This is a genomic window from Candidatus Njordibacter sp. Uisw_056 (assembly GCF_047730085.1).
Taxonomy (GTDB): Bacteria; Pseudomonadota; Gammaproteobacteria; order Pseudomonadales; family Balneatricaceae; genus Njordibacter.
Window position 1 is genome coordinate 845,738 of the sequence record NZ_CP159830.1, and the last position, 23,523, is coordinate 869,260.

The 23,523-nt window shown below is 45.7% G+C and carries 19 protein-coding genes; 14 read left to right on the plus strand and 5 right to left on the minus strand.

Going from position 1 to position 23,523, the window contains the following annotated elements:
• Positions 1–24 precede the first annotated feature (24 nt).
• The 9 genes from murC (at position 25) to mutT (ending at position 11,341) form a co-directional block, all read left to right on the plus strand.
• Entirely contained in the window at positions 25–1,419 is a 1,395-nt protein-coding gene (gene murC, locus ABXT60_RS04235; protein WP_443632066.1) for a UDP-N-acetylmuramate--L-alanine ligase, read from the plus strand.
• The gene (locus ABXT60_RS04240) at positions 1,420–2,394 is read left to right on the plus strand and encodes a D-alanine--D-alanine ligase (RefSeq protein WP_443631512.1); all 975 of its coding nucleotides are present in this window, start codon (positions 1,420–1,422) and stop codon (positions 2,392–2,394) included.
• A 5-nt stretch (positions 2,395–2,399) separates the two neighbouring features.
• On the plus strand, positions 2,400–3,122 hold the full coding sequence (locus ABXT60_RS04245; RefSeq protein WP_443631513.1) for a cell division protein FtsQ/DivIB: 723 nt from the start codon (positions 2,400–2,402) through the stop codon (positions 3,120–3,122).
• Between the two features lie 164 nt (positions 3,123–3,286).
• Positions 3,287–4,510: a cell division protein FtsA gene (gene ftsA, locus ABXT60_RS04250; RefSeq protein ID WP_443632067.1), complete on the plus strand. Its 1,224-nt coding sequence runs from the start codon at positions 3,287–3,289 to the stop codon at positions 4,508–4,510.
• A gap of 93 nt (positions 4,511–4,603) precedes the next feature.
• Positions 4,604–5,770 (plus strand): cell division protein FtsZ, encoded by a 1,167-nt coding sequence (gene ftsZ / locus ABXT60_RS04255; protein ID WP_046482186.1) that lies wholly within the window; start codon positions 4,604–4,606, stop codon positions 5,768–5,770.
• 117 nt (positions 5,771–5,887) lie between these two features.
• Positions 5,888–6,802: a UDP-3-O-acyl-N-acetylglucosamine deacetylase gene (lpxC, locus tag ABXT60_RS04260; protein ID WP_046482184.1), complete on the plus strand. Its 915-nt coding sequence runs from the start codon at positions 5,888–5,890 to the stop codon at positions 6,800–6,802.
• A gap of 154 nt (positions 6,803–6,956) precedes the next feature.
• Complete coding sequence (gene secA, locus ABXT60_RS04265) at positions 6,957–9,677, plus strand: preprotein translocase subunit SecA (protein WP_443632068.1); 2,721 nt, start codon at positions 6,957–6,959, stop codon at positions 9,675–9,677.
• A gap of 27 nt (positions 9,678–9,704) precedes the next feature.
• Positions 9,705–10,919, plus strand: coding sequence for a bifunctional glutamate N-acetyltransferase/amino-acid acetyltransferase ArgJ (argJ, locus tag ABXT60_RS04270; RefSeq protein WP_443631514.1), 1,215 nt, complete (start codon positions 9,705–9,707; stop codon positions 10,917–10,919).
• Positions 10,920–10,927: 8 nt separating this feature from the next.
• Positions 10,928–11,341: an 8-oxo-dGTP diphosphatase MutT gene (mutT, locus tag ABXT60_RS04275; RefSeq protein ID WP_443631515.1), complete on the plus strand. Its 414-nt coding sequence runs from the start codon at positions 10,928–10,930 to the stop codon at positions 11,339–11,341.
• Here the strand turns inward: mutT and ABXT60_RS04280 are convergent.
• From ABXT60_RS04280 to gcvH, 3 genes are all read right to left on the minus strand, one after another.
• Positions 11,334–13,472 carry an MFS transporter gene (locus ABXT60_RS04280; RefSeq protein ID WP_443631516.1) on the minus strand — a complete coding sequence of 713 codons (2,139 nt, stop codon included), beginning with the start codon at positions 13,470–13,472 and terminating at the stop codon, positions 11,334–11,336. The two genes, mutT and ABXT60_RS04280, sit on opposite strands and share 8 nt — an antisense overlap.
• Positions 13,473–13,689: 217 nt before the next feature.
• Positions 13,690–16,596, minus strand: a complete 2,907-nt coding sequence (gene gcvP / locus ABXT60_RS04285; protein WP_443631517.1) for an aminomethyl-transferring glycine dehydrogenase — start codon at positions 16,594–16,596, stop codon at positions 13,690–13,692.
• Between the two features lie 76 nt (positions 16,597–16,672).
• Positions 16,673–17,065, minus strand: a complete 393-nt coding sequence (gene gcvH / locus ABXT60_RS04290) for a glycine cleavage system protein GcvH (protein WP_443631518.1) — start codon at positions 17,063–17,065, stop codon at positions 16,673–16,675.
• Positions 17,066–17,296: 231 nt separating this feature from the next.
• Between gcvH and ABXT60_RS04295 the strand changes: the two genes are divergently transcribed.
• From ABXT60_RS04295 to ABXT60_RS04310, 4 genes are all read left to right on the plus strand, one after another.
• Entirely contained in the window at positions 17,297–17,920 is a 624-nt protein-coding gene (locus ABXT60_RS04295; RefSeq protein ID WP_046482176.1) for a helix-turn-helix domain-containing protein, read from the plus strand.
• A gap of 103 nt (positions 17,921–18,023) precedes the next feature.
• Positions 18,024–19,145 carry a glycine cleavage system aminomethyltransferase GcvT gene (gcvT, locus tag ABXT60_RS04300; RefSeq protein WP_443631519.1) on the plus strand — a complete coding sequence of 374 codons (1,122 nt, stop codon included), beginning with the start codon at positions 18,024–18,026 and terminating at the stop codon, positions 19,143–19,145.
• 30 nt (positions 19,146–19,175) lie between these two features.
• On the plus strand, positions 19,176–20,630 hold the full coding sequence (gene sbcB, locus ABXT60_RS04305; RefSeq protein ID WP_443631520.1) for an exodeoxyribonuclease I: 1,455 nt from the start codon (positions 19,176–19,178) through the stop codon (positions 20,628–20,630).
• A gap of 4 nt (positions 20,631–20,634) precedes the next feature.
• Positions 20,635–21,081 (plus strand): YqaA family protein, encoded by a 447-nt coding sequence (locus ABXT60_RS04310; RefSeq protein ID WP_443631521.1) that lies wholly within the window; start codon positions 20,635–20,637, stop codon positions 21,079–21,081.
• Positions 21,082–21,087: 6 nt separating this feature from the next.
• Here the strand turns inward: ABXT60_RS04310 and yaaA are convergent, their stop codons facing one another.
• Positions 21,088–21,861: a peroxide stress protein YaaA gene (yaaA, locus tag ABXT60_RS04315; protein WP_443631522.1), complete on the minus strand. Its 774-nt coding sequence runs from the start codon at positions 21,859–21,861 to the stop codon at positions 21,088–21,090.
• A gap of 206 nt (positions 21,862–22,067) precedes the next feature.
• On the opposite strand from yaaA, the gene ABXT60_RS04320 reads away from it, so the two are divergent.
• On the plus strand, positions 22,068–22,664 hold the full coding sequence (locus tag ABXT60_RS04320; protein ID WP_443631523.1) for a uridine kinase family protein: 597 nt from the start codon (positions 22,068–22,070) through the stop codon (positions 22,662–22,664).
• 4 nt (positions 22,665–22,668) lie between these two features.
• Here ABXT60_RS04320 and kdsA read toward each other — a convergent pair whose 3' ends face one another.
• Positions 22,669–23,517: a 3-deoxy-8-phosphooctulonate synthase gene (gene kdsA / locus ABXT60_RS04325; protein WP_443631524.1), complete on the minus strand. Its 849-nt coding sequence runs from the start codon at positions 23,515–23,517 to the stop codon at positions 22,669–22,671.
• Positions 23,518–23,523 lie beyond the last annotated feature (6 nt).

Here is a 23,523-nt window from a genome sequence, read left to right on the forward strand (position 1 = left end):
CCAAATCAATATACAATTCCAGAAATGAGACGTATAAAGCGTATTCATTTTGTAGGTATTGGCGGTGTTGGAATGTGTGGCATTGCTGAGGTGTTGCTCAACCAAGGATATGAGATTAGTGGCTCAGACATCAAAGTAAGCCCAGTGACTCAGCGTTTGGCTAGTCATGGAGCACAGATTTTTATTGGACATCAAGAAGCCAACGTCCGTGGAGCTCATGTTGTGGTGGTATCTACAGCTGTAACTGAAGAGAACTCAGAACTAATGGCTGCACGCGCTCATCGTATTCCGGTTGTGCAACGGGCCCAAATGTTAGCCGAACTAATGCGTTATCGCCATGGTATTGCCGTCGCAGGAACTCATGGGAAAACCACTACTACTTCATTGGTTGCCTCAGTTTTGGCTGCTGGAGGACTAGATCCAACCTTTGTTATTGGCGGTAAACTGACAAGTTCTGGAACTAATGCCAAGCTAGGAGCTAGCGCCTACTTAGTCGCTGAAGCAGATGAAAGTGATGCATCCTTTTTACATTTGCAGCCCTTAACGTCTATCGTAACCAATATTGACGCAGATCATATGTCTACCTATGAAGGAGACTTTAACCGATTAAAGAAAACCTTTGTTGAATTCCTCCACAACCTGCCATTTTATGGCTTGGCTATTGTGTGTGTAGATGATCCAGTGGTGTGGGAAATATTACCTCAGGTAAGCCGGCCACTAATGACTTATGGCTTTGACGAAAGTGCAGATGTAAAGGCCATCAATCTTGTCCAAAAAGGAATGGTTACTTCATTTGCAGTGTGTAGAAAAGGTCATGAAGACCTAGATATTGCCCTTACCATGCCAGGTAAACACAATGTGCAAAACGCCTTAGCAGCTATTGCCGTTGCGACAGATCTAGAAGTGGCAGATGAACATATTGTGTCTGGTTTAAATGAATTTTCAGGAGTTGGGCGACGTTTTCAGGTGCTGGGTGATTATCCGGCACAGCAAGGCATGGCCACCTTGGTGGACGATTATGGTCACCATCCAAGAGAAGTTTCTGCGACCATTGATGCCATTCGTGCTGGCTGGCCAGGCCGCCGTTTAGTAATGGTCTATCAGCCTCACAGATACTCCCGCACAAGAGACTTATATGAAGATTTTGTAGATGTGTTGTCTCGTGTAGATGTACTCATTTTATTAGACATTTACCCTGCTGGCGAAGAACCTATTAATGGTGCTGATGGGCGTAGTTTATGTCGCAGTATTCGTTCGAGGGGTCAGGTGGACCCAATTTTTGTGGAGCGCGGCGCTGCTGTTGCTCCAGTTCTGGAAAATATTTTACTGGCTGGTGATCTCTTGCTAACTCAAGGGGCGGGTGACATTGGGCAAATTTCCCGAGCGCTACTTGAAACTATGCATCAAGAAGAATCCTAGATGAAGAATATGAATCTGTCTCAGAATTGGGCGCATCTGCTCACAGTGCCTAAAGAACGCATTGCAGTTATTTATGGTGGCACTTCAGCAGAACGTGAAATTTCCCTGATGAGTGGTAAGCAAGTACTGGCCCACTTGCAAAGTGCAGGTGTGAATGCCTTTGGTCTAGACCTAGGAGCTGATGGTCAAGATCAGGTGACTCAGCTGCAGCAGGTCAATATGGATGCTGCGTTTATTATCCTGCATGGCCGTGGCGGTGAAGATGGAACGCTTCAGGGCGTGCTTGAATTCATGGCTGTGCCCTACACCGGTTGTGGTGTTTTGGCCTCTAGCTTGGGCATGAACAAACTAATGACTAAACTGGTGTGGCTGGCTCAAGGGGTAAGAACACCGGCGTATGAAGTTTTAAATGATTCTAGCAATTGGGCTGAGGTTGCTAAGCGCCTTGGGTTACCGTTGGTGGTAAAGCCAGTTCACGAAGGGTCTAGTTTAGGCATCAATATTGTTGATTCTGCTGCAACCTTAGAACGAGCTTACCGAGATGCAGCAGAATACGATCGTGACGTCATGGCGGAGCAATTTATTGACGGTGATGAGTACACCGTGCCTATACTCAACGACCTTTCATTGCCCGCTATTCGGTTGGAAACTGACAATATTTTTTATGACCTACAAGCCAAGTATTACTCTGAGAAGACGCGATATTTATTTGATAACCCTATGACTAAAACGCAACAGCAGGGTATGCAGGATGAGTGCCGCTATGCATTTCAGGTATTAGGTTGCCGAGATTGGGGGCGCATCGATGTGATGCGTGATAAACACGGGGAAAATTGGTTATTAGAAGTCAATACAGCGCCTGGCATGACCAGCCACAGCTTAGTGCCTATGGCTGCCGAAGCTGCCGGGCTAAGTTTTGCGCAATTAACGTTAGTTATTTTGAACTTAGCGTTAGCTCGCTTTAAGGATGGGTAATAACTATGGCTAATAAAGCTCAGACAGCCCGCTGGAGCTGGGGTGCTAAGTTGCTTCTGGTGCTTGTATTGCTTACGGCAGGCGTACTGGCGTGGCAGTCTATCCAGCCATGGCTGCAGCGGCCGTTGCACCAAATTATTTTACAAACAGATATACCTGCTACAGAAAAAATAGCTTTACAAGTACAGCTCAATGGCCACTTATCAGATTCTTTTTTTAGAGCAAACTTACAAGAGATTCGTGAGGAGGTAGAAAGCCACTCCTGGGTAAGTGACGCCAAGGTGAGCCGTGTGTGGCCCAATCGTTTAATGGTAGAGGCGTCGCAACAGATTTTCATAGCCCGTTGGCACGATGGTGGTTTTATTAACCATGAAGGTGAGCTCGTGTTAGTTTCACCTAGTAAGGTAAAAGGTCTTGATCAATTGCCTATACTGGCCGGTCCTGCAGGGAGCGCGTGGGCAATGAGCCAATTGTTTCGGCAAATGACTTGGATGGTGGGCCGAGATGATCTGAGTATTGATCAGCTCTCTATGGCTGGCCGTGGAGCAGTTGAACTACGTCTGGATAACGGCATTATCTTGGTGCTTGGGCGAGATGAAGTGTTGCCTAGATTGCGACGTTTAATGAAGGTCTACCATAGCCATTTTCTCACTAAAGCCAGCACTATTAAACGCATAGATGGCCGTTACGCACACGGTGTATCTGTGGCATGGAAAGAGGCGAGTTAAAACGCATTATTGAGCCGCCATATTGGCACTAATTTGCTCGATTAATCCACCACTTAGGAGCTAAAGTGTGGGATAATTAAGGAACATATAAATGGCCTTTTTAGGCCGCTTGAAAAACGCATAAATAAGGGAAGGTTTGGGTGGCAGACACGGCAATAAAACCCATGGTAGTTGGGTTGGATATCGGTACCTCTAAAGTGGTCGCTATGGTGGCTGAGCTGGGTGACGATGGTCAACTCCAAGTTGTGGGTATCGGTGCTCAAGAGTCTCGTGGTTTAAAGCGAGGTATTGTTGCCAACATCGAATCTACCGTGTTGTCGGTAAAGCGAGCTATTGAAGAAGCTGAGCTTATGGCTGACTGTAAAATTAATACGGTGGCTGTAGGAATTGGCGGTAACCACATTAGCAGTATGAACTCCCACGGTATTGTGGCTATACAGGCTGGTGAAGTGTCTGAACTTGATTTGGAGCGGGTTATTGAAGCAGCTAGAGCGGTTGCCATTCCGTCGGACCAAAAGATTTTACATATTTTGCCACAAGAATACGTTATCGATGGCCAAGAAGGCATTCAAGATCCGTTAGGCATGGCAGGTGTGCGGCTAGAAGCAAAAGTACATATTGTGACCTGTGCGCTGAACGTGGCACAAAATATTGAAAAGTGTGTAAGCCGGTGTGGCCTAGCACTAGATGACATTGTCCTTAATGCTCTGGCATCAAGCTATGCGGTGCTTACAGATGATGAAAAAGAATTGGGTGTGTGCTTAGTTGATATGGGTGGTGGCACGATTGATGTGGCTGTATTCACTGCAGGTGCTATTCGACACACAGCGGTGATACCTGTCGCTGGTGATCAAGTGACTAACGATATTGCCATGGCATTGCGCACGCCTACGGTTCATGCCGAAGATGTAAAAGTAAGGTATGCCTGTGCATTGGCACAGTTAACTGATTTATCGGAAAGTATTAAAGTGCCCAGTGTAGGTGATCGACCTGCCAGAGACCTGTCTCGCCAAGCTTTAGCTGAGGTTGTAGAGCCGCGTTATGAAGAGTTATACACCCTAGTTCAGTCTGAATTAAGGCGCAGTGGATACGAAGACTTAATCGCAGCTGGCATGGTGTTAACGGGTGGCACAGCGCAGATGGAGGGGGCGGTAGAGTTGGCAGAAGAGATCTTTCATATGCCAGTTCGATTAGCTAAACCGCACAAGGCCCAGGGGCCTGGTGGGTTGTTGGATAATCCAACCTATTCTACCTGTGTGGGGCTGCTAAATTACGCCCAACAGGCAGGGCCTTCTGCTCAGGTGGTGACCTCTAGCAGATTGAGCCTTGGTTTTGATACAAGCCAATGGCTACTCAAGTTCAAAGCTTGGGTAAAGTCAAATTTTTAACGATAATTCACTCAGGTGAATGTCAAAAGGGAAGTCTGATATACGATAGGATTCGTGATCAGAAAAATAATAAATTAGACTAGGAGCAAGGCGATGTACGAATTAGTTGATAACGTGCCGCAAAATGCAGTCATTAAAGTGATTGGCATAGGCGGCGGCGGCGGTAATGCTGTAAGCCATATGTTGTCTAGCGAAATAGACGGCGTAGAATTTGTGTGTGCCAACACCGATGCTCAAGCCCTTAGGGGTATGGAAGCTCGTTCGGTGATCCAATTAGGCGCACAAATTACTAAAGGCCTTGGCGCTGGCGCTAATCCTAATGTTGGCCGTGAAGCCGCCATTGAAGACCGGGCGCAGATTGAAAGTATTCTGCAAGGTGCCGACATGGTCTTTATTACCGCAGGTATGGGCGGCGGCACAGGTACTGGTGCCGCACCTATTGTGGCCGAAGTGGCTCGTGAAATGGGTATTCTGACGGTGGCTGTTGTGACTAAGCCATTCCCTTTTGAGGGACGTAAACGTATGGCTATCGCTGAGCAAGGTCTCAAGGAATTGGCGGAGCATGTCGATTCCCTCATTACCATTCCAAATGAGAAACTACTGCCTGTGTTAGGTAAGAACTGCAGCTTGCTGACAGCTTTTAGTACTGCAAACGATGTACTTTTAGGGGCTGTGCAAGGCATTGCTGACCTTATTACTCGGCCGGGTATGATCAATGTTGATTTTGCAGACGTGCGCACTGTGATGTCTGAAATGGGCATGGCAATGATGGGAACTGGTGTTGCTCGAGGCGAAGATCGGGCCCGTGAAGCAGCAGAAGCAGCAGTTCGCAGCCCTCTGCTAGAGGATGTTGATTTGCGAGGTGCCAAGGGTATTTTAGTCAATATTACTGCTGGACTAGACATGAACTTGGGAGAGTTCTCAGAGGTAGGTAATACGATTGAAGAATTCGCATCAGACAATGCTACGGTGGTTATTGGTACGGTGATTGACCCTGAAATGTCAGATGAGCTAAAAGTAACAGTTGTTGCTACGGGTTTAGGTCATGGTTATGCACAACAGATTGAACCAACAGTGAAAGCTGTGGTCAATAATAACATGAGGCGGCCAACAGTCGATCAAATGGAATTACCTACTGTTAAAGATGCGTTAACAGGTGATGCACGTTTGAGTAGTTTGGACATGGATACTGCTAGCAGTTCAGAAGGTGATATTGACTATTTAGATATCCCCGCGTTTTTGCGGCGTCAAGCTGATTAAGATTTAGGTCTTAGGTGCTGGCGCTTTTTACCTGTCATGGGGGGTCTATTCCCCCTCAGAGACAGATTTATTGTGCTACAATTCTCGGCTATCCCCGAGTGTAGGGTCTAGGACATAATGGTCAAACAGCGTACATTAAAAAATATTATTAGAGCCACCGGTATTGGTATCCACACGGGTAAAAAAGTTTACCTAACATTAAAACCTGCTTTGGCCAATGTCGGTATTGTTTTTTGCCGAACAGACCTCGATCCAGTGGTGTCCATCCCTGCTATTGCAGATAATGTGGGTGACACAACACTATCTACAAACTTAGTGCAAAACGGTGTGCGCGTTTGTACGGTAGAGCATCTTCTATCAGCGTTCGCTGGGCTTGGCATTGATAATGCATACGTAGAGTTAAGTAGCGAAGAAGTGCCCATTATGGATGGTAGTGCGGCACCGTTTATCTTCTTGTTGCAATCTGCTGGTGTTGAAGAACAAGATGCTCCAAAAAAATTCATCCGTATTAAAAAAGCTGTTCGTGTTAGTCAGGATGATAAAACGGCTTCATTAGAGCCCTTTAACGGCTTTCATGTGGGCTTTACTATAGACTTTGATCACCCACTTTTTGAAAGTAAAAACTGTACTACTCAGTTGGATTTTTCGAGCACGTCTTACGTCAAAGAAGTGAGTCGTGCACGTACGTTTGGTTTTATGAAAGACTTCGAATACCTTCGCTCCAAAAATTTAGCGTTAGGTGGCAGTTTAGATAACGCTATTGCAGTAGATGATTACCGCGTGCTTAACGAAGACGGCCTGCGTTATCAAGATGAATTTGTTAAGCACAAGGTATTAGATGCGGTAGGAGATTTGTATCTTTTGGGACGCAGCCTGATCGGCAAGTTTGAAGGGCACAAATCTGGACATGGTTTAAATCATATGTTGTTGCGAGAACTACTAGCGCAACAAGATGCCTGGGAAGTAGTTACATTTGATGATGAAGCAGACTCTCCCATAGCCTATATGAGTCAGGCTGTCGCTGCAGTCTAATAAACAATGATAAAAACGCTGGTGTTCCTAAAGAGCCCCGGCTTTTTTACGTTTTAGGCCTTTGAAAATAAGCCAAAGACCCCATAGTAATAGTAGAGATCATAAACGTCTCATTTATCCCTAACAAGCGTGCTAGCGCATATAAAAAGACAAGATAATGGTTCAAATATTTAAATCACTTTTTGGCAGCAAAAATGATCGTGAAGTGAAACGATTTAATAAAACTGTAGGTAAGATAAATCAGTTAGAAGAAAGTGTTCAGCCCTTGTCTGATGATGATCTTGCTGCTAAACGTGCAGCATTTAACCTACGGTTTGATGCTGGCGAAACGTTAGATCAATTATTACCTGAAGCCTTTGCAGTCTGCAGAGAGGTGTCAATCCGACTTATGGAATTACGTCACTTTGACGTCCAAATGATTGGTGGTATTGCCTTACACCAAGGCAAAGTGTCTGAAATGCGAACAGGTGAGGGTAAAACCCTAGTGGCTACGCTAGCAGTTTACCTCAATGCTATTCCAGGTAATGGCGTTCATGTAGTCACAGTGAACGACTACCTCGCCCAGCGCGATGCTGAATGGATGCGACCTTTGTATGAAGGCCTTGGTTTGTCTGTTGGTATCATCTTATCTGGACAAGATAGTGGCATCAAACGTGACGCCTATGCCTGCGATGTTACCTATGGAACAAATAACGAGTTTGGTTTTGATTATCTCCGTGACAACATGGCCTTTAGTGCTGTAGATAAGGTTCAAAGACCACTTAACTTCGCCATTGTTGACGAAGTTGACTCCATACTGATCGACGAAGCACGCACACCTTTAATTATTTCTGGGCCCGTTGAAGATAATACCCAAATGTACATCACCATTAATGGGTTGGTGCCTCATCTGGAAATTCAGCCCAAAGTAGAAGGTGATGAAGAACCGACCGGACACTATACCTTCGATGAGTCCCACAAGACCATAGAGCTTACAGAAGCAGGTCATCAATTTGTTGAAGAGTTACTGGTTGGTGCAGGGCTGCTGGCAGAGGGCGAAAGCCTTTATGCTGCGGCTAATCTAACACTACTTCACCATGTGCATGCTGGGCTCAAAGCCTTAGTTATATTCTCTCGTAATGTGGATTACATCGTTCAAGATGATGAAATTGTCATCGTTGATGAACACACAGGCCGCACTATGCCTGGTCGCCGTTGGTCAGAAGGAATTCACCAAGCTATAGAAGCTAAAGAAGGTGTGACCATACAAAAAGAAAGTCAAACCATGGCTTCAACCACCTTCCAAAACTACTTCCGCTTGTACGACAAGCTTGCCGGCATGACCGGTACTGCAGATACTGAAGCCTTTGAATTACATCAAATTTATGACTTAGATGTACTAGTTATTCCCACTAACGTTGATGTTAAACGTAAGGATATGAATGACCTAGTGTATTTAACAATGACAGAGAAGTTTGAGGCTATTATTGAAGATATCCGGGTGTGTGTAAAAGAGCAACGCCCGGTCTTGGTCGGTACTGCGTCAATTGAAATGTCAGAAATGGTGTCTCAAGCGCTTACTGCAGCGGATGTTCCACATAATGTACTTAACGCCAAGCAACACGAGCGTGAAGCCACTATTATTGCCGAAGCTGGTCGCCCTGGCGCAGTGACTATTGCCACTAACATGGCTGGCCGTGGCACTGACATTGGCTTGGGTGGTAAGTTAGAAGTTGAGTTGGAAGCCTTAGGTGACAATGTTACTGAGGCAGAAAAACAGGAAGCCAAGGCAGACTGGCAAATACGCCATGATTTAGTCCTAGCTGCGGGTGGACTTCACATCATTGGCACAGAGCGCCACGAGTCTCGTCGTATTGATAACCAGCTTCGTGGCCGAGCAGGTCGTCAAGGTGATCCAGGTTCTTCACGTTTCTTCTTATCGCTAGAAGATAATTTATTACGAATTTTTGCGCCAGAGCGTATTAAAGGCTTAATGCAAAAGCTAGGTATGGAGAAAGGCGAAGCCATTGAGCATCGCATGGTATCCAACGCTATTGAAAAATCACAGCGTAAGGTTGAAGGGCGCAATTTTGACATGCGTAAACAACTACTTGAATACGATGACGTAGCTAACGATCAGCGCACGGTAGTGTATGATCAACGCAATGAGTTAATGTCTACAGATGACATCGCAGACGTGATTACCAATGTACGTGCTGAAGTATTAGATAGTGCTATTGACCGTTTCATTGCACCGCAAAGCCTTGCAGAGCAGTGGGATGTTAATGGCCTAGAAGCAGAGCTTGAAAAGCAATTTGGTATGGCATTACCTGTTCAAGAGTGGCTTGATAGTGATGACCGACTAGAAGAGCAAGGCTTGCGTGAAAAAATTCAAACGTTATTGAGTGAGAGTTATCAGTCGAAAACTGAAGTGGTTGGAGCAGAAGCAATCCGTGGCTTTGAGAAGCAGGTAATGCTTCAGGTGATTGATTCCCGTTGGAAAGAACATTTAGCCACTATGGACATGCTACGTCAAGGTATCCATTTGCGTGGTTATGCACAAAAGAACCCTAAGCAAGAGTACAAAAGAGAATCGTTTGATTTGTTCCAGCAGCTACTTTTTGCTATAAAAGAAGACGTTATTCGGATCTTAAGTAACGTGCAAGTTAGGTCTCCAGAAGATGTAGAAGCAGAAGAGCGTAAAAAACGTGAACAGGCCCAAGCGGCGATGCAATTCCGCCACGAACAAGCGCAAGCTCAGACAGACGCTCAGCAGCAAAGAGCTGCAGTGGCTGCAAAAAAACGAGGCATACCTCCAGCAAAGATAGGTAGAAATGAAGCCTGTCCTTGTGGTTCGGGTAAAAAATACAAGCAGTGTTGCGGTAAGCTTAGTTAATTACAGATAGTAAACTGGGAACAAATTATGGCTGTTGGACTGTTAGCTGAGGTGATCTATCATCCCATAGTAGGGTTTCATTTAGGCACTACAGATGCGGGTATCAAAACCCCAGGGCGTAGAGATTTGGTGGTGATGCAAGCCCAAGCTGGTTCGAGTATGGCTGGGGTGTTCACAACCAATGCGTTTTGTGCGGCCCCAGTTCAGCTGTGTAGGCGCCATTTACAGGATGATAGCCCATTGGCTTTAGTGATTAATACAGGTAATGCTAATGCGGGTACTGGCGCAGCTGGTGATGCTGATGCCCTTGCAGCCTGCTGTGAGGTGGCCAAAGCTCTGAGCCTTAATACGACTCAAGTACTGCCATTTTCTACTGGCGTGATCGGTGAAAAACTTCCTATAGAAAAAATTGTAACTAGTTTGCCCAAAGCGATTAGTCAGTTAGACATTAACGGCTGGCAAGATGCCGCATGGGGAATACTAACCACGGATACTCGCACCAAAGGTGCTAGTGTTCAGATTGAACACTTTGGCCAAACTATTAGCCTCACGGGTATTTCTAAAGGGTCGGGCATGATACGGCCTAATATGGCCACCATGTTAGCGTTTGTCGCAACTGATGTTCAGTGTTCGCCTACCTTGACCCAAGACCTACTAGACCAAGCTGTTGACCAAAGTTTTAATCGTATTACTGTCGATGGTGATATGTCTACCAACGATTCATGTATGCTCATTGCCACAGGCGCTAGTCACTTGTGTTTGGATGAAGACAGTGAGCTGGTGGCTAAGTTTAGTAAAGCCTTAACTGACATCATGCAGCAACTAGCCCACGCTATTGTTCGAGATGGCGAAGGTGCCACTAAGTTTATTAGTGTAGAAGTGGAAGGCGGTGCTAATAGTGAAGAATGTTTGCAAGTGGCCTATGCGATTGCCCACTCGCCACTTATAAAAACAGCAATGTTTGCTAGTGACCCAAACTGGGGTCGTATATTGAACGCGGTGGGCTATTCTGGGGTGCCTAATCTTAACGTTAAAACCCTGACCATTCACTTAGGTGATTTACTTTTAGTTGACCACGGTGGATGTGCCAGCAGTTACACAGAGACTGAAGGCCAAAAGGTTATGGACCAAGATGAAATTACCATTAGAGTTAACTTAAAACGGGGTGATGTAAAAGAAACTGTGTGGACCACAGACTTGTCTTACGATTACGTTAAAATTAACGCTGATTACCGGAGTTAAAGTTAACAGTGATCACTCAACGTGTGGAAGTAGTTGCTGCAATTGTCGTTGATTCTAAACAACGTGTTCTTATGGCTCAGCGGGCTGATTGGCAGCACCAAGGTGGTAAGTGGGAGTTCCCTGGCGGTAAGATAGAAAGTCACGAAAGTCACTTACAAGCGTTAGCTCGTGAGCTTCAAGAAGAGGTTGGCTTGCAGATTAACCAGCACGCTTGTGAACTGTTTAAGGCTGTGCATCATGACTACGCTGATAAACAGGTATCGTTGTATTTTTATCTAGTTAAGGGTTTTTCAGGCATTGCCAAAGGCTTAGAAGGGCAGCCTGTGCTCTGGGTAGATGCGCAGACCTTGCCACAAATGACCATTCCTGATGCGAACAAAGGTATTGCTGATGCACTGCTTCAAAACTGGCCCACTAGCTAGGCTGCCTAGTTGACTCAAAGTTATTTTCAGCCTCCAGTAGTACTTCTTGAAGTAACTCTTCTGCCTGTTCTGGCAGTGAACTTGCAACAGCATACATTACGTCATCAGCCATTTCTGGTGCTACCTCACTAATGCTTCCCACTAAATCAGAGGCATGCTGAGGATCTGTTTGAGCAATAGATTCAGCAACTTGAGCGGCATCTTCTGGCAATACCTCGGCTACTGCCGTGGCAATATCAAAGGCTTGCTCAGGTGCCTCTTGCCCTAGAGCAATAGCAAGTTCTGTACCTTCCCCTAAATAGTCTTCATCTTCTTCTGAAGCTAAAAAGATATGCAACTCTTCATCAGGGCTTGCAGCTATTGTTTCTGCAACACCGGTCGCTACTTCTACGCTGGCCTCGGGTACTTCTTGGGTAACAGCAGTGGCGACTTCTACTCGTTGATCTGGTGCAGCTTGTGCTGCGAGTACAGCAATTTTAGCGACTAATTCTGGCATGTCATCAGCAATTTCGTGGCTTACAATGCCAGCAATTTCTGCTGCTTGCTGTGGGGCCTCCTCTAAAAGCTTAAGAGTAAGGCGGCTCAATGCATCAAAACTAGCTTGGGGGTCTAGCTTTTGTTGTTTGATTAAGCCACACATATAGCGTGCTAATGCTGCGCCAGATTGAGGCGCAGAACCGGCAACATTGGTGATAATATCTAGCTTCAAATGAGGTAGCTCATTAGCCAAAGTAGTCGCTAAAGGTACTGCCTCATTAGGGTAGTGGTATGCGGTTACTTGGGCAATGTTCACTGCTTCTTCTGGTTGGTTAAGAGCGATGCTTACCGCAATTTCAACCACATCGTTCGGGTTTTCTTCTGCTAGTAAAAGCACTGTCTCTGCAGCCACACTCGTTTCATCTAAGCTGTTGTATTCTGTACGTGGGTCCAGTTCTGTGGCCATGGGCGTCATACCTTGTACCACAAACGATTCTTGTAATGCGTCGGGTACGGCTGAACGAATACTCATGCGGTACATGACGAAGGCTACTAAGATTAAGCTAGCAATAATTAAATAACCAAATAGAGCGTCAGCGCCCATCTGCTTCATCACTATGGAAGAGGTATAGGGGCCTATGGCTCCACCTGTCGCATAGGCCAAAATTAGTTTGCCACTAGCCGCTACCATCTCAGAGGGTTTCAGTCGGTCAAAGGCATCAGCTAACGCGATGGGATAGACGCAGGCTAACGCCCCACTGAGAATTACAGCGCAGGCTATGGTAATGATCATTTCGCCTTGGGCTGCCATAATGGGTAATACCATAGCGGCCAAACATGCTACGAGCAGTGTCATCACCAATACTGTTCGTCGGTCAAAGATGTCGGCGAGTTTGCCGACAGGGAACTGCAATAAGAAGCCACCCACCATGGTGGCACTCATAAAGGTAGCAATTTGACTTTTGGTCATGCCTACATCAGCACCGTACACACTGCTCATATTGTAAAAAGCACCTAAACAAATACCAGAAATCATGATGCCCACGACACCCAGGGGTGACGTCCGATAAAGGGTTTTTAAAGGCATTGATTCGGGTTCATTAATTCTTGGTCCACCCGAACGGCTCATTAGTACTGGAATCATGCATAGACAAAAAAGCATAGCAACATAGATATACAGAATAGGGTCTTGTGGTTCAGCAAAGTTAAGCATTAACTGACCCAGTGCTAGGCCAAAGTAAGTAACGAATTGATAGCTGCCAAATACTGTGGCACGGTTTTCACTAGTGGAGCTTTCATTTAACCATGTTTCCATAGTCATAAAAAAAGTGGCGTTAGTAAACCCAATTAATACTCGTAATACGCCCCACACCAATGGTACAGACCAAATGCTATGTAATAACGCACACAGGGTAGCCACAGAGGCACAGGCAGCAAAAATGCGAATATGACCTACGCGGCTTATTAGGTGTCTACCATATAAAGAACCTAGCAACATGCCTACAAAATACAGTGACATTACCAAGCCAATGGCGTCCGTATCTTGGCCATCTAAGCGCATGCTCATAGGAATAATGATAAACAGCAAACCATTGCCCATAAGTAAAAGCGTGCAGCTTAAGTACAAAGGTAAAAGTTGATTCAGCGCTTTCACGAGTCTCCTATAAATGGTTTAGATTAAGACGCTAATTTAATCGCAAAATATAGTAAATTAAGACGTGGGTCAATGGCTAAATTGGGCTGTTAAGAATTGATAAGCAACTGATGTGCCGAACGTATGATAAGTTTTAGGTAAAGTAAAACACCCAGACCAACAAAGCTAATAAGGCCTCTTTGCTGACGCTGGGTGCTTTGGTTAGGTATTGCGTTAACTACTCGTCTTCGTAGACATCCATTGGAGGGCAGGAGCAAATAAGATTACGGTCACCATAAACATTGTCTATACGGTTAACTGTGGGCCAAAACTTAGTATCCAAAGTTGCTACAGATGGAAAAGCTGCAACGGTACGCGAATAGCCACGGTTCCAGCCGTGGCTGGCTAAATCTGCTTGGGTATGCGGTGCCATCTTTAGTGGGTTATGTTTAGGGCTCCATTCGCCTGACTCTATTTTGGCGATTTCGCCACGAATACTAGCCATAGCATCACAAAAGCGATCAATTTCGCGCTTTGGCTCAGATTCTGTAGGCTCAATCATTAAGGTACCTGCCACAGGGAAAGACATCGTAGGTGCATGGAAGCCATAGTCCATTAAACGTTTAGCAATATCTTCTTCACTGATACCAGTGGTCTCTTTTAATGGACGAATATCGATAATACACTCGTGAGCTACACGGTTATTGCGGCCTTGATACAAGATTGGGAAGTGTTCACTCAAACGCGAAGCCATGTAGTTGGCGCTCAAAATTGCTTGGGCAGTAGACTGCTCTAAGCCTTCTGAGCCCAACAAATTAATGTAAGCCCACGAGATAGGCAAAATTGAACCGCTACCATAAGGTGCGGCAGAAACAGCACCGTTACCATTGTCTTTGCCATGAACTGGCACTACAGGATGGTTTGGTAAGAAGGGCGCAAGGTGAGCTTTTACGCCAATAGGACCCATGCCCGGGCCACCACCACCATGGGGAATGGCAAACGTTTTGTGTAAGTTTAGATGTGATACATCAGACCCCATGATGCCAGGCTTGCTGACGCCAACCTGAGCATTCATGTTGGCACCGTCCATATAAACTTGACCACCATTGTCATGAATGATTTGGCAAATTTCTACGATGCTTTCTTCATAAACACCATGGGTCGATGGATAGGTAATCATTAAACACGCTAATTGCTCTGCGTATTGCTCTGACTTAGCCTTAAGCTCTGCCACATCAACGTTGCCAAGGCTGTCACAACCAACGACAACCACAGTCATGTCTACCATAGACGCACTGGCAGGGTTAGTACCATGTGATGAACTAGGAATAATACAAACGTTACGATGGCCTTCACCGATACTGGCTTGATACTTTCGAATAGCCACCAGCCCAGCGTACTCGCCTTGGGCGCCAGAGTTAGGCTGCATAGACACATGGTCGTAACCAGTGATTTCTACTAGCTGCGCTTCTAAGGATCGAATTAACTCCATGTAACCTTGGGTTTGATCCGTAGGAGCAAACGGGTGCATGTTGGCAAATTCAGGCCAAGTCACTGCTGCCATTTGTGCTGTAGCGTTTAGCTTCATGGTGCAAGACCCCAGTGGAATCATGCCATGAACCAAAGAGAAGTCTTTGTTTTCTAACTTCTTCATATAGCGCAACATATCTGTTTCGCTGTGGTGGCTGTTGAAAACGGGGTGCTCTAGTATGGCGTCTTCACGCATTAACTCATTAGGCATGCCCATGCTAATGCTGCTGCAAAGAATATCTGTTGTGGCCAGGTCAAACTCGACCTGGGCGCCGGCAAAGATGTTTAATAGGTCTTGTATATGAGCAGTTTGGGTAGTTTCGTCAAGGCTAATGCCTAAACTATCTGTGTCGACCTTACGCAAGTTATAACCCGCATCCAGCGCACGCTGGTAAATTACTTCCTGCTGGCCATTGGCGTTTAAGGTTAACGTATCAAAAAAAGTTAGGTTGTTGGCTGGAAAACCTAAAGTATCCAATTGTGCTGCCAAAATAGCTGTCAAGCGTTGAATGCGTGTAGCAATAGTGCGCAAGCCAACTGGGCCATGGTACACCGCGTAAAAAGATGACATGTTGGCTAACAAAGCTTGGGCTGTACAGATGTTGGAGTTGGCCTTCTCTCGGCGAATATGTTGTTCACGGGTTTGCATAGCCATACGCAACGCAGGCTTGCCTTTGGTGTCGATTGAAACACCAATAATGCGCCCCGGAATAGATCGTTTATATTTATCTTTGCTGGCGAAAAACGCAGCATGGGGGCCACCGAAACCTAAAGGTACGCCGAAGCGTTGGCTGGAGCCAAATACCACATCAGCGCCCAACTGGCCTGGTGATTGCAGTAATACTAAGCTCATTATGTCGGCGCCAACAGCCACGAGGGCTTTTTGTTCGTGGGCTGCATCAATGATGCTCTTTAAGTCACAAATGGAGCCATCACTGCCAGGGTATTGCACCATCACGCCAAATACATCGTGTTGGGCTAGATCTTTTGCTGGATCGCCCGTAACAATTTCAAACCCAAAGTATTCTGCCCGCGTGCGCATTACAGAAAGGTTTTGTGGGTGGGTATTCTCGTCTACAAAAAAGGTTACACTTTTCTTCTTGTTAGCACGTTTACACAAGGCCATCGCTTCTGCAGCTGCAGTAGCTTCATCTAATAAAGATGCATTAGAAAGTTCCATCCCTGTAAGGTCCATAATCATCTGCTGGTAGTTAAGCAAAGATTCCAAACGGCCTTGGGCAATTTCTGGCTGATACGGTGTGTAAGCGGTATACCACGCAGGATTTTCCATCACATTTCGCAAAATAACGTTGGGCACTAAGGTGTTGCTGTAGCCCATACCAATACAAGACACATTAACTATGTTTTTACTGGCCATCTCTTTAAGTTGGGCTAGGGTGGCTACTTCAGACTGTGATGCTGGCAAATCTAAAGGTTGGTCTAAGCGTATGCTGTCTGGCACAGTTTGGTCTAACAATTCATCCATGCTGGTCACGTCAAGATGACGCAGCATAACTTCATTGTCACTTGCACTAGGGCCAATGTGACGGTCAATAAAGGCGTTGGTTTGAAGCAATTGTGTAATAGGTGTTTGGGCAAGAGTCGGTGCAGACATGGAGAATCCTTACTTGATGCAATTAACAACACCCAAAGCCCATTCATTAATGGCTTTGGGCGATAAACGTTGTGGCTTAGTCTTCACTGGCAACAATGTCGCGATAGGCATCGGCACTAAGAAGTGTGCTTAAGTCAGCGTCGTCTGCCAATTTAACTTTCATAATCCAACCCTCTACATAAGGATCTTCGTTAACGGTTTCAGGAGAATCTTCCAGAGAATCGTTAAACGCAATTATTTCTCCTGATACAGGAGCATAGGAGTCTGACGCCGCTTTCACTGACTCAATGACGGTATATTCTTCGCCAGCATCAAGGCTACGGCCAACATCTGGAGCCTCTACAAATACGATGTCTCCCAATAATTCTTGGGCGTGATCGGTAATGCCAACAGTCACTGTACCATCGCCATTGTCGGCTAGCCATTCGTGGGAGCTGGTATAAAGCAATTCAGCAGGAATATTGCTCATGATTTTGGGTTCCAGATATTAATTATTAAAGTGCTAAAGGACCTACAATAAACCGGCCCATGTAATCTTCGTTAAGCATATCATTTTGATTCCTTTCAATCAATAAATTAGCATATAGGAAATATTTCCCCTTTATTTTTCTGCTAGACAGCCTGCAGATTGTCATGGCATGACGCCAGACAGGCGCCGTGGTAGCATAGGGTTTATCCTGTAAAACCAACGAGCTATAACATGTCAGCAGAACAACCCGATATGCCAGAGTTAAAGATTGAGTCAGGTTCTGGTTTGCAAGCTAATGTAGAGCCACTGCAGCTAGGTAAGCGTTTAAGGGAAATTCGACAAAGTTTGGGTTTAACCTTAGAAGAAGCTGGCAAAAAAACTGGCTTGGCGCGTTCAACCCTTTCTAAAATTGAAAATGAACAGATTTCTCCTACCTTTACAGCAGTACAGAAATTAGCCAATGGACTGCAGATTGATATCCCTCAACTTTTCGCTAAGCCCCGCAGCACTATGGCTTCTGGGCGCCGAGTGCTAACAAAGTCGGGCCAGGGCACACCGCACCCAACGAGCACTTATGAGCATGAACTACTATCTACAGACCTTGCGCGAAAGAAGATGGTGCCCTTCAAGACGCGTGTACGAGCCCGTAGTTTTGATGACTTTGGTGATTGGGTTCGCCACGAGGGAGAGGAGTTTTTATTAGTCTTGGAAGGTGAGCTTGCGCTGTATACTGAGTTTTATGAGCCGGTAGCAATGGTGGCTGGTGACAGTATGTATTACGATGCCAATATGGGCCATGCGCTAGTGAGTTTAAGTGAGAAGGACGCACTAGTATTATGGGTTGTTGCTCGGTAAATCCATTATGCCGTAGCAATCATCTAAAGAAATTTTGTTTCCTATAGGAAACTTGCTATAATTGTTAATATCACTTTATTTCAATTAAAGCCGCGAGAATCCGATGCCTAATCCTTTGTTAACCACTCCTTTTCATGCCATGCATATTCAAGCAGGAGCCAAAATGGTTCCTTTCGCTGGTTATGACATGCCTGTGCAATACGCCATGGGTGTAAAGCAAGAGCATTTGCAGTGTCGTGCCCAAGCTGGTCTGTTTGACGTTTCTCATATGGGTCAAGTTCGCCTTACAGGTCCGTCGATGGAAACTGTCGCTCTGGCTTTAGAAAGTTTAATTCCAGCAGATTATGTAGCCCTTGCCGAAGGGCGTCAGCGGTACGGTTTTTTTACTAATTCTGTCGGTGGCATAATGGATGACTTAATGGTTACCAATGCTGGAGACCATTTCTTTTTGGTTGTTAACGCGGGCTGCAAAGAGCAAGACATTGTACATATGCGCGCTCATTTCGCTAGTGACATAAAACTAGAAGTTCTCGATACACGGTCTTTGTTAGCCCTGCAAGGCCCAATGGCTAGTGAAGTTTTAGCCCGTTTGGCGCCAGAAGTTGCAGATATGAGGTTTATGGATGCTCGAGCTGTGTCTATCTTAGGGCACGATTGTTTTATTGGTCGCGCAGGTTACACCGGCGAAGATGGGTTCGAAATTTCTGTAGCCAATGATCGTGCAGAGGCACTAGCAGCAAGTTTGCTTGCCTTTGACGAAGTAGAATGGATCGGTTTAGGCGCACGTGATTCTTTGCGCCTAGAGGCTGGATTATGTTTGTACGGTCATGATCTAAAGCCAGATACGACTCCAATTTCAGCTAATTTAGCGTGGGGTATTCAGAAAAGTCGCCGTGCTGGAGGAGACCGCGAAGGAGGATTCCCTGGTGCAGATGTTGTTCTTGGTGAAATGGCTAATGGCCCCAAGCGCCGTCGTGTTGGTTTGCTACCAGAAGGTAAGGCCCCTGTGCGTGAAGCCGTTGAGTTGGTGACTGCTCAAGGTGACGTCATTGGCGTAGTCACCTCTGGAGGATTTGGCCCAAGCTTAGGTGCACCTTTAGCCATGGGCTACGTTGACCTTACCTACGCCGCCATTGATACACAGGTGTTTGCTCTTGTTCGTGGCAAGCAATTGCCTTGCAGAGTGTGTAAAATGCCATTTGTGGAACAAACCTATCGCCGGTAAATATCGGCACAGCCCTTAAGGAGCTCCGGCGTGGCTTATCAAGCGGACCAAACCAAAACATTACTTTGGCATGATTATGAAACCTTTGGACTGGATCCACGTTGGGACCGCCCTTCACAATTTGCGGCCATTCGCACTGATCTAGAGTTTAATCCCATTGGTGAACCCATGATGTGGTTTTGCCGCCCCGCAGATGACTATCTCCCATCACCAAGTGCCTGTTTGGTCACAGGAGTTACGCCACAAAAGTGCTTACAAGAAGGGGTGCCGGAAGTAGAATTTATGGCGCTTATTAACGAGCAAATGAGTGTGCCGGGTACCTGTAGCTTGGGCTATAACAGTTTGCGCTTTGATGACGAATTTACTCGATTTGGCCTGTATCGTAACTTTTTTGATGCCTATGCCCGTGAATGGCAAGACGGTAATAGTCGGTGGGACTTAATCGACCTAGTTCGAACTGCTTCGGCCATTCGCCCAGATGGCATTAATTGGCCGCAAAATGATGCGGGTGAGTTAGTACTTAAGTTAGACCGGTTGGCGCCCGCCAATGGTATCGAGCATGCTAATGCTCATGATGCTTTAGCCGACGTGCGAGCCACTATTGAATTAGCCCGTTTACTTAAAAAAGCCCAGCCTCGACTCTATAACTACGTGTTTCAGCTTAAACACAAAACCCAAGTATGGGGGCAGTTAGATCTGCAAATGCGTAAACCTATCCTCCACGTTTCTTCTATGTATGGGCGCGATAATGGTTATTTGTCGTTAGTGGGTGCTTTTGCAAAACATCCTATTAATAGTAATGGTGCGCTGGTGTTTGATTTACGTCAAGATCCGCGCATGTGGCAAGGGTTCAGCTCAGCGCAGTTGCAAGAACTATTGTTTAGTCGTAAAGACCAGCTTCCAGCGGATGTTGCTCGCCCAGCGGTAAAAGAAATACATGTTAACAAATGCCCTGTGGTGGCTCCGTTGCAAACTTTAGCGGATGAACACGCAGATAAGTTTGGTATTGATAAAGCTCAATGCCAGCTGCACCTGCAATATTTGCGGCAAGACTCAGAGTTATGTTTGGCATTGGTTGATGCTTTTTCTAATCGGCCCGAATTCCCTGCTGTAGATCCAGATGCAGGACTTTATGGGGGTGGCTTCTTTAGCAATAATGATCGTAAACTCATGCAGCAAGTACATCAACAAACACCAGAAACGTGGAGTGAAGGTGGCTTTGCTTTTACCGACAGCCGTTTGGAGGCAATGTTGTTGCGTCTGAAAGGTCGTAACTATCCACACCTTTTAAGTGGTGACGAAATGCAAGCATGGGAGGCGTTTCGAAGTGAGCGTTTACTGGATGCTTCTGCTTCTGGCGCTCGCACCTTTGAACATTTTGCCAAAGAACTTAATGAACTGGGTCAAAAAACTAAGGATGCTGGTGAAATTGCCATTCTCGAAGAACTGCATATGTACGCAGAATCTATTTACCCAATGAGTTAATAGCGTGTCTTGGTTTGCTCTGTTTGTTTATAGTGGTTTAGCTGCAACTCTGTTACCAGGCGGCTCCGAAATATTGTTTGCAAGCCTGTTAATGGAGCAACCAGAGCACGCATTTTGGTTGTGGCTCATCGCAACTTTGGGTAACAGTTTAGGCGGCTACGTCACCTTTTTTATGGGTGGGCTATTAGCCCGTAGACTTAGGCAAACTGAAACGGCTCCCAAGCAAACCATCAGATACCGTTTAGAACAGATGTTCACATTGCCAGCCAAGCGTGTCGATCAGCTGCACAGCCACGGGGCTTGGTTATTGTTACTGAGTTGGGTGCCCATTATAGGCGATGGCTTTTGCTTGGCCGCAGGATACTTAGGCTGGCCAAAGAAACTCTGTTTGAGCCTTATTGTCACTGGCAAAGCGGCCCGTTATGGCGTTTTATTGCTATGGTTAGCCTAGCTTAATTTAAACCTCTTCCCGCAAAAATACCCATTGGTCTTTAGTGCTTTGCTCAGCACTATAATAGTACCCAGACTTGTCAAAATGTTTTATACCTTCAACGTCTTTGAGTTGGTTCTCAATGATATATCGGGCCATCATGCCTCGGGCTTTTTTTGCAAAGAAACTAATGATCTTGTAATTGCCATTCTTACGATCTTTAAATACAGGGGTGACTAGCCGCCCATTCAGTTGTTTAGCTTTTATCGCTTTAAAGTATTCGTTGGAGGCAAGGTTAACCAATATGGGGTTTGTGTCTTCAGCCAACAGCGTGTTCAATCCGTCAGTAAGGGTATTGCCCCAATAGTCGTAGAGGTCCTTACCTCTAGGATTGGTTAATTTAGTGCCCATTTCCAAGCGATACGCCTGCATTAAATCTAGCGGTCTCAATAAGCCGTAGAGACCCGACAAAATGCGTAAGTGAGTTTGGCTAAAAGCGAGCTGAGCATCCGTTAAAGTGGCTGCTTCTAGCCCAGTGTATACATCGCCTTTAAAGGCTAAGACGGCTTGCTTTGCGTTATCGACTGTAAAGGGAGTATTCCAACTGCCAAAGCGCGCAGTATTAAGAGCTGCTAACTTATCACTCAGCTTCATTAAGTGGGCAATGTCTTGTGGGGCCATGGGCGATAGCATGTCGATCAAACCTTGAGATTCAGTCAGGTAGTCCCCCTGGCTAAACAACTGGGTGTGACTAGGCGTTTCAAAATCTAAGGTTTTGGCTGGCGAGATAACTAGAAGCATAAGCAATAATGTTAAAAGTGAAAATCTATTAATGAGTACGATACTAGGTAACAAATCCGTCTGGCGCAAGTGTTAGCCGTAAAGTTTCCTCAATCTTGAGGTATAGCCGCTACAAAGATGACCCTGTTAAAAGTATATGATAGTCTGCAAGGCATATTATTTAGCTTATTTTTACAATATGAATAACTATTTTCCATGGAGGGAAAATGTGGTTAGAGCAAATCCAGCGTATCGCTAAATTGGCCCAAGTTAGGTACCAACAGGGCCAGCTGTTAGTGATCGCTGTAGATGGTTGTGGTGGTGCTGGAAAATCCACCTTATGCCGGGCGTTAGCAGCAGAAATAGAGCCTTGGGCCCCCACCCAGTTGCTTCAATTAGATAATTTCTATCACCCGCTTAGCGCTACGCAAAGAGCGCAGTTGCAGCACGCTAAGGCTCGTGAAGCATATTTCAATGCTGCTGAATTCAAAAAAAATATTCTTAGTCCATTATGTAAAGGCCTCATCGCAGGCTATAAGCCGTTCCATTGGTTAGAAGGCGAAAGTGATCAGGTTATTAAATTAGCTCCCAGCGGAGTCTTACTGCTTGATGGGGTGTTTTCTTTTAGTAAGCCCTTGCGTGAAATGGTGGGGCTGTCACTTTTTGTGGATACACCTTTACAGTTGCGCAAACAGCGGCTGATAGAACGGCCACAGTTAGACATTGAGTGGGTGAATCACTGGCAAAGTACAGAGTCTTGGCATCATCAGCAGGAGCTTACGTCAACGGCTACAGAGTTTATGGTTTCAGGAACTGACGGTTAATTCATTAACCCTGTGTGTTAAGAGCAGGTAATGACTTCACTAAATCATCCACAGCTTTTACTTGACTCAAAAAAGCCTCTAGCTGCGCCAGAGGCAATGCACAGGGGCCATCGCATCTAGCTTTTGTTGGGTCTGGGTGGGCTTCAAGAAATAAGCCAGCAATCCCCTGAGACATGCCTGCTAGGGCAAGCTGTGTGACTTGAGAGCGCCTGCCGCCAGCGGCATTTTCCTGCCCACCGGGTATTTGTAACGCATGGGTTACGTCAAATAATAAAGGGTGGCCAAACTCTTTCATAATGCCAAAGCCCAGCATGTCGACAACCAAGTTATTGTAGCCAAAACTGCTGCCCCGTTCGCATAGCATTAACCTGTCATTGCCAGCTTCTTTAAACTTAATAATAATATGTGCCATTTCATTTGGCGTTAAAAATTGAGCTTTTTTAATATTAATGACGGCCTGAGTTTTTGCCATGGCAACCACAAGATCCGTTTGGCGCGATAGAAATGCGGGTAGCTGAATAACGTCAGCTACTTCGGCAGCCGCTGCAGCTTGGTGTGGCTCATGTACGTCGGTAATAATAGGAACATTATAAGCTGCTTTTACGGCCGCTAGTATTTCTAACCCTTTAGCTAGGCCTGGGCCTCGAAACGAATTTACTGATGACCTGTTGGCTTTATCAAAAGATGCTTTAAATACGTAGGGAATATTGAGCTTTCGTGCAGTGCTGACATAATGATCAGCAATTTCTAAAGCAAGATCCTTTGACTCTAGTACATTCATCCCACCAAATAGAGTGAATGGTAGAGTGTTGCTTACGGAGAGTTCGCCAACTGCTACTGTTACTTGAGACATGAGCCA

Bases quoted from the DNA above. Each gene is read 5' to 3' on its own strand.
- gcvT (WP_443631519.1), top strand. From the start codon at position 18,024: ATGCCTAATCCTTTGTTAACCACTCCTTTTCATGCCATGCATATTCAA.
- lpxC (WP_046482184.1), top strand. From the start codon at position 5,888: ATGGTCAAACAGCGTACATTAAAAAATATTATTAGAGCCACCGGTATT.
- ftsA (WP_443632067.1), top strand. From the start codon at position 3,287: ATGGTAGTTGGGTTGGATATCGGTACCTCTAAAGTGGTCGCTATGGTG.
- ABXT60_RS04240 (WP_443631512.1), top strand. From the start codon at position 1,420: ATGAAGAATATGAATCTGTCTCAGAATTGGGCGCATCTGCTCACAGTG.
- yaaA (WP_443631522.1), bottom strand. From the start codon at position 21,861: ATGCTTCTAGTTATCTCGCCAGCCAAAACCTTAGATTTTGAAACGCCT.
- argJ (WP_443631514.1), top strand. From the start codon at position 9,705: ATGGCTGTTGGACTGTTAGCTGAGGTGATCTATCATCCCATAGTAGGG.
- ftsZ (WP_046482186.1), top strand. From the start codon at position 4,604: ATGTACGAATTAGTTGATAACGTGCCGCAAAATGCAGTCATTAAAGTG.
- ABXT60_RS04245 (WP_443631513.1), top strand. From the start codon at position 2,400: ATGGCTAATAAAGCTCAGACAGCCCGCTGGAGCTGGGGTGCTAAGTTG.
- ABXT60_RS04295 (WP_046482176.1), top strand. From the start codon at position 17,297: ATGTCAGCAGAACAACCCGATATGCCAGAGTTAAAGATTGAGTCAGGT.
- gcvP (WP_443631517.1), bottom strand. From the start codon at position 16,596: ATGTCTGCACCGACTCTTGCCCAAACACCTATTACACAATTGCTTCAA.
- murC (WP_443632066.1), top strand. From the start codon at position 25: ATGAGACGTATAAAGCGTATTCATTTTGTAGGTATTGGCGGTGTTGGA.
- gcvH (WP_443631518.1), bottom strand. From the start codon at position 17,065: ATGAGCAATATTCCTGCTGAATTGCTTTATACCAGCTCCCACGAATGG.
- kdsA (WP_443631524.1), bottom strand. From the start codon at position 23,517: ATGTCTCAAGTAACAGTAGCAGTTGGCGAACTCTCCGTAAGCAACACT.
- ABXT60_RS04320 (WP_443631523.1), top strand. From the start codon at position 22,068: ATGTGGTTAGAGCAAATCCAGCGTATCGCTAAATTGGCCCAAGTTAGG.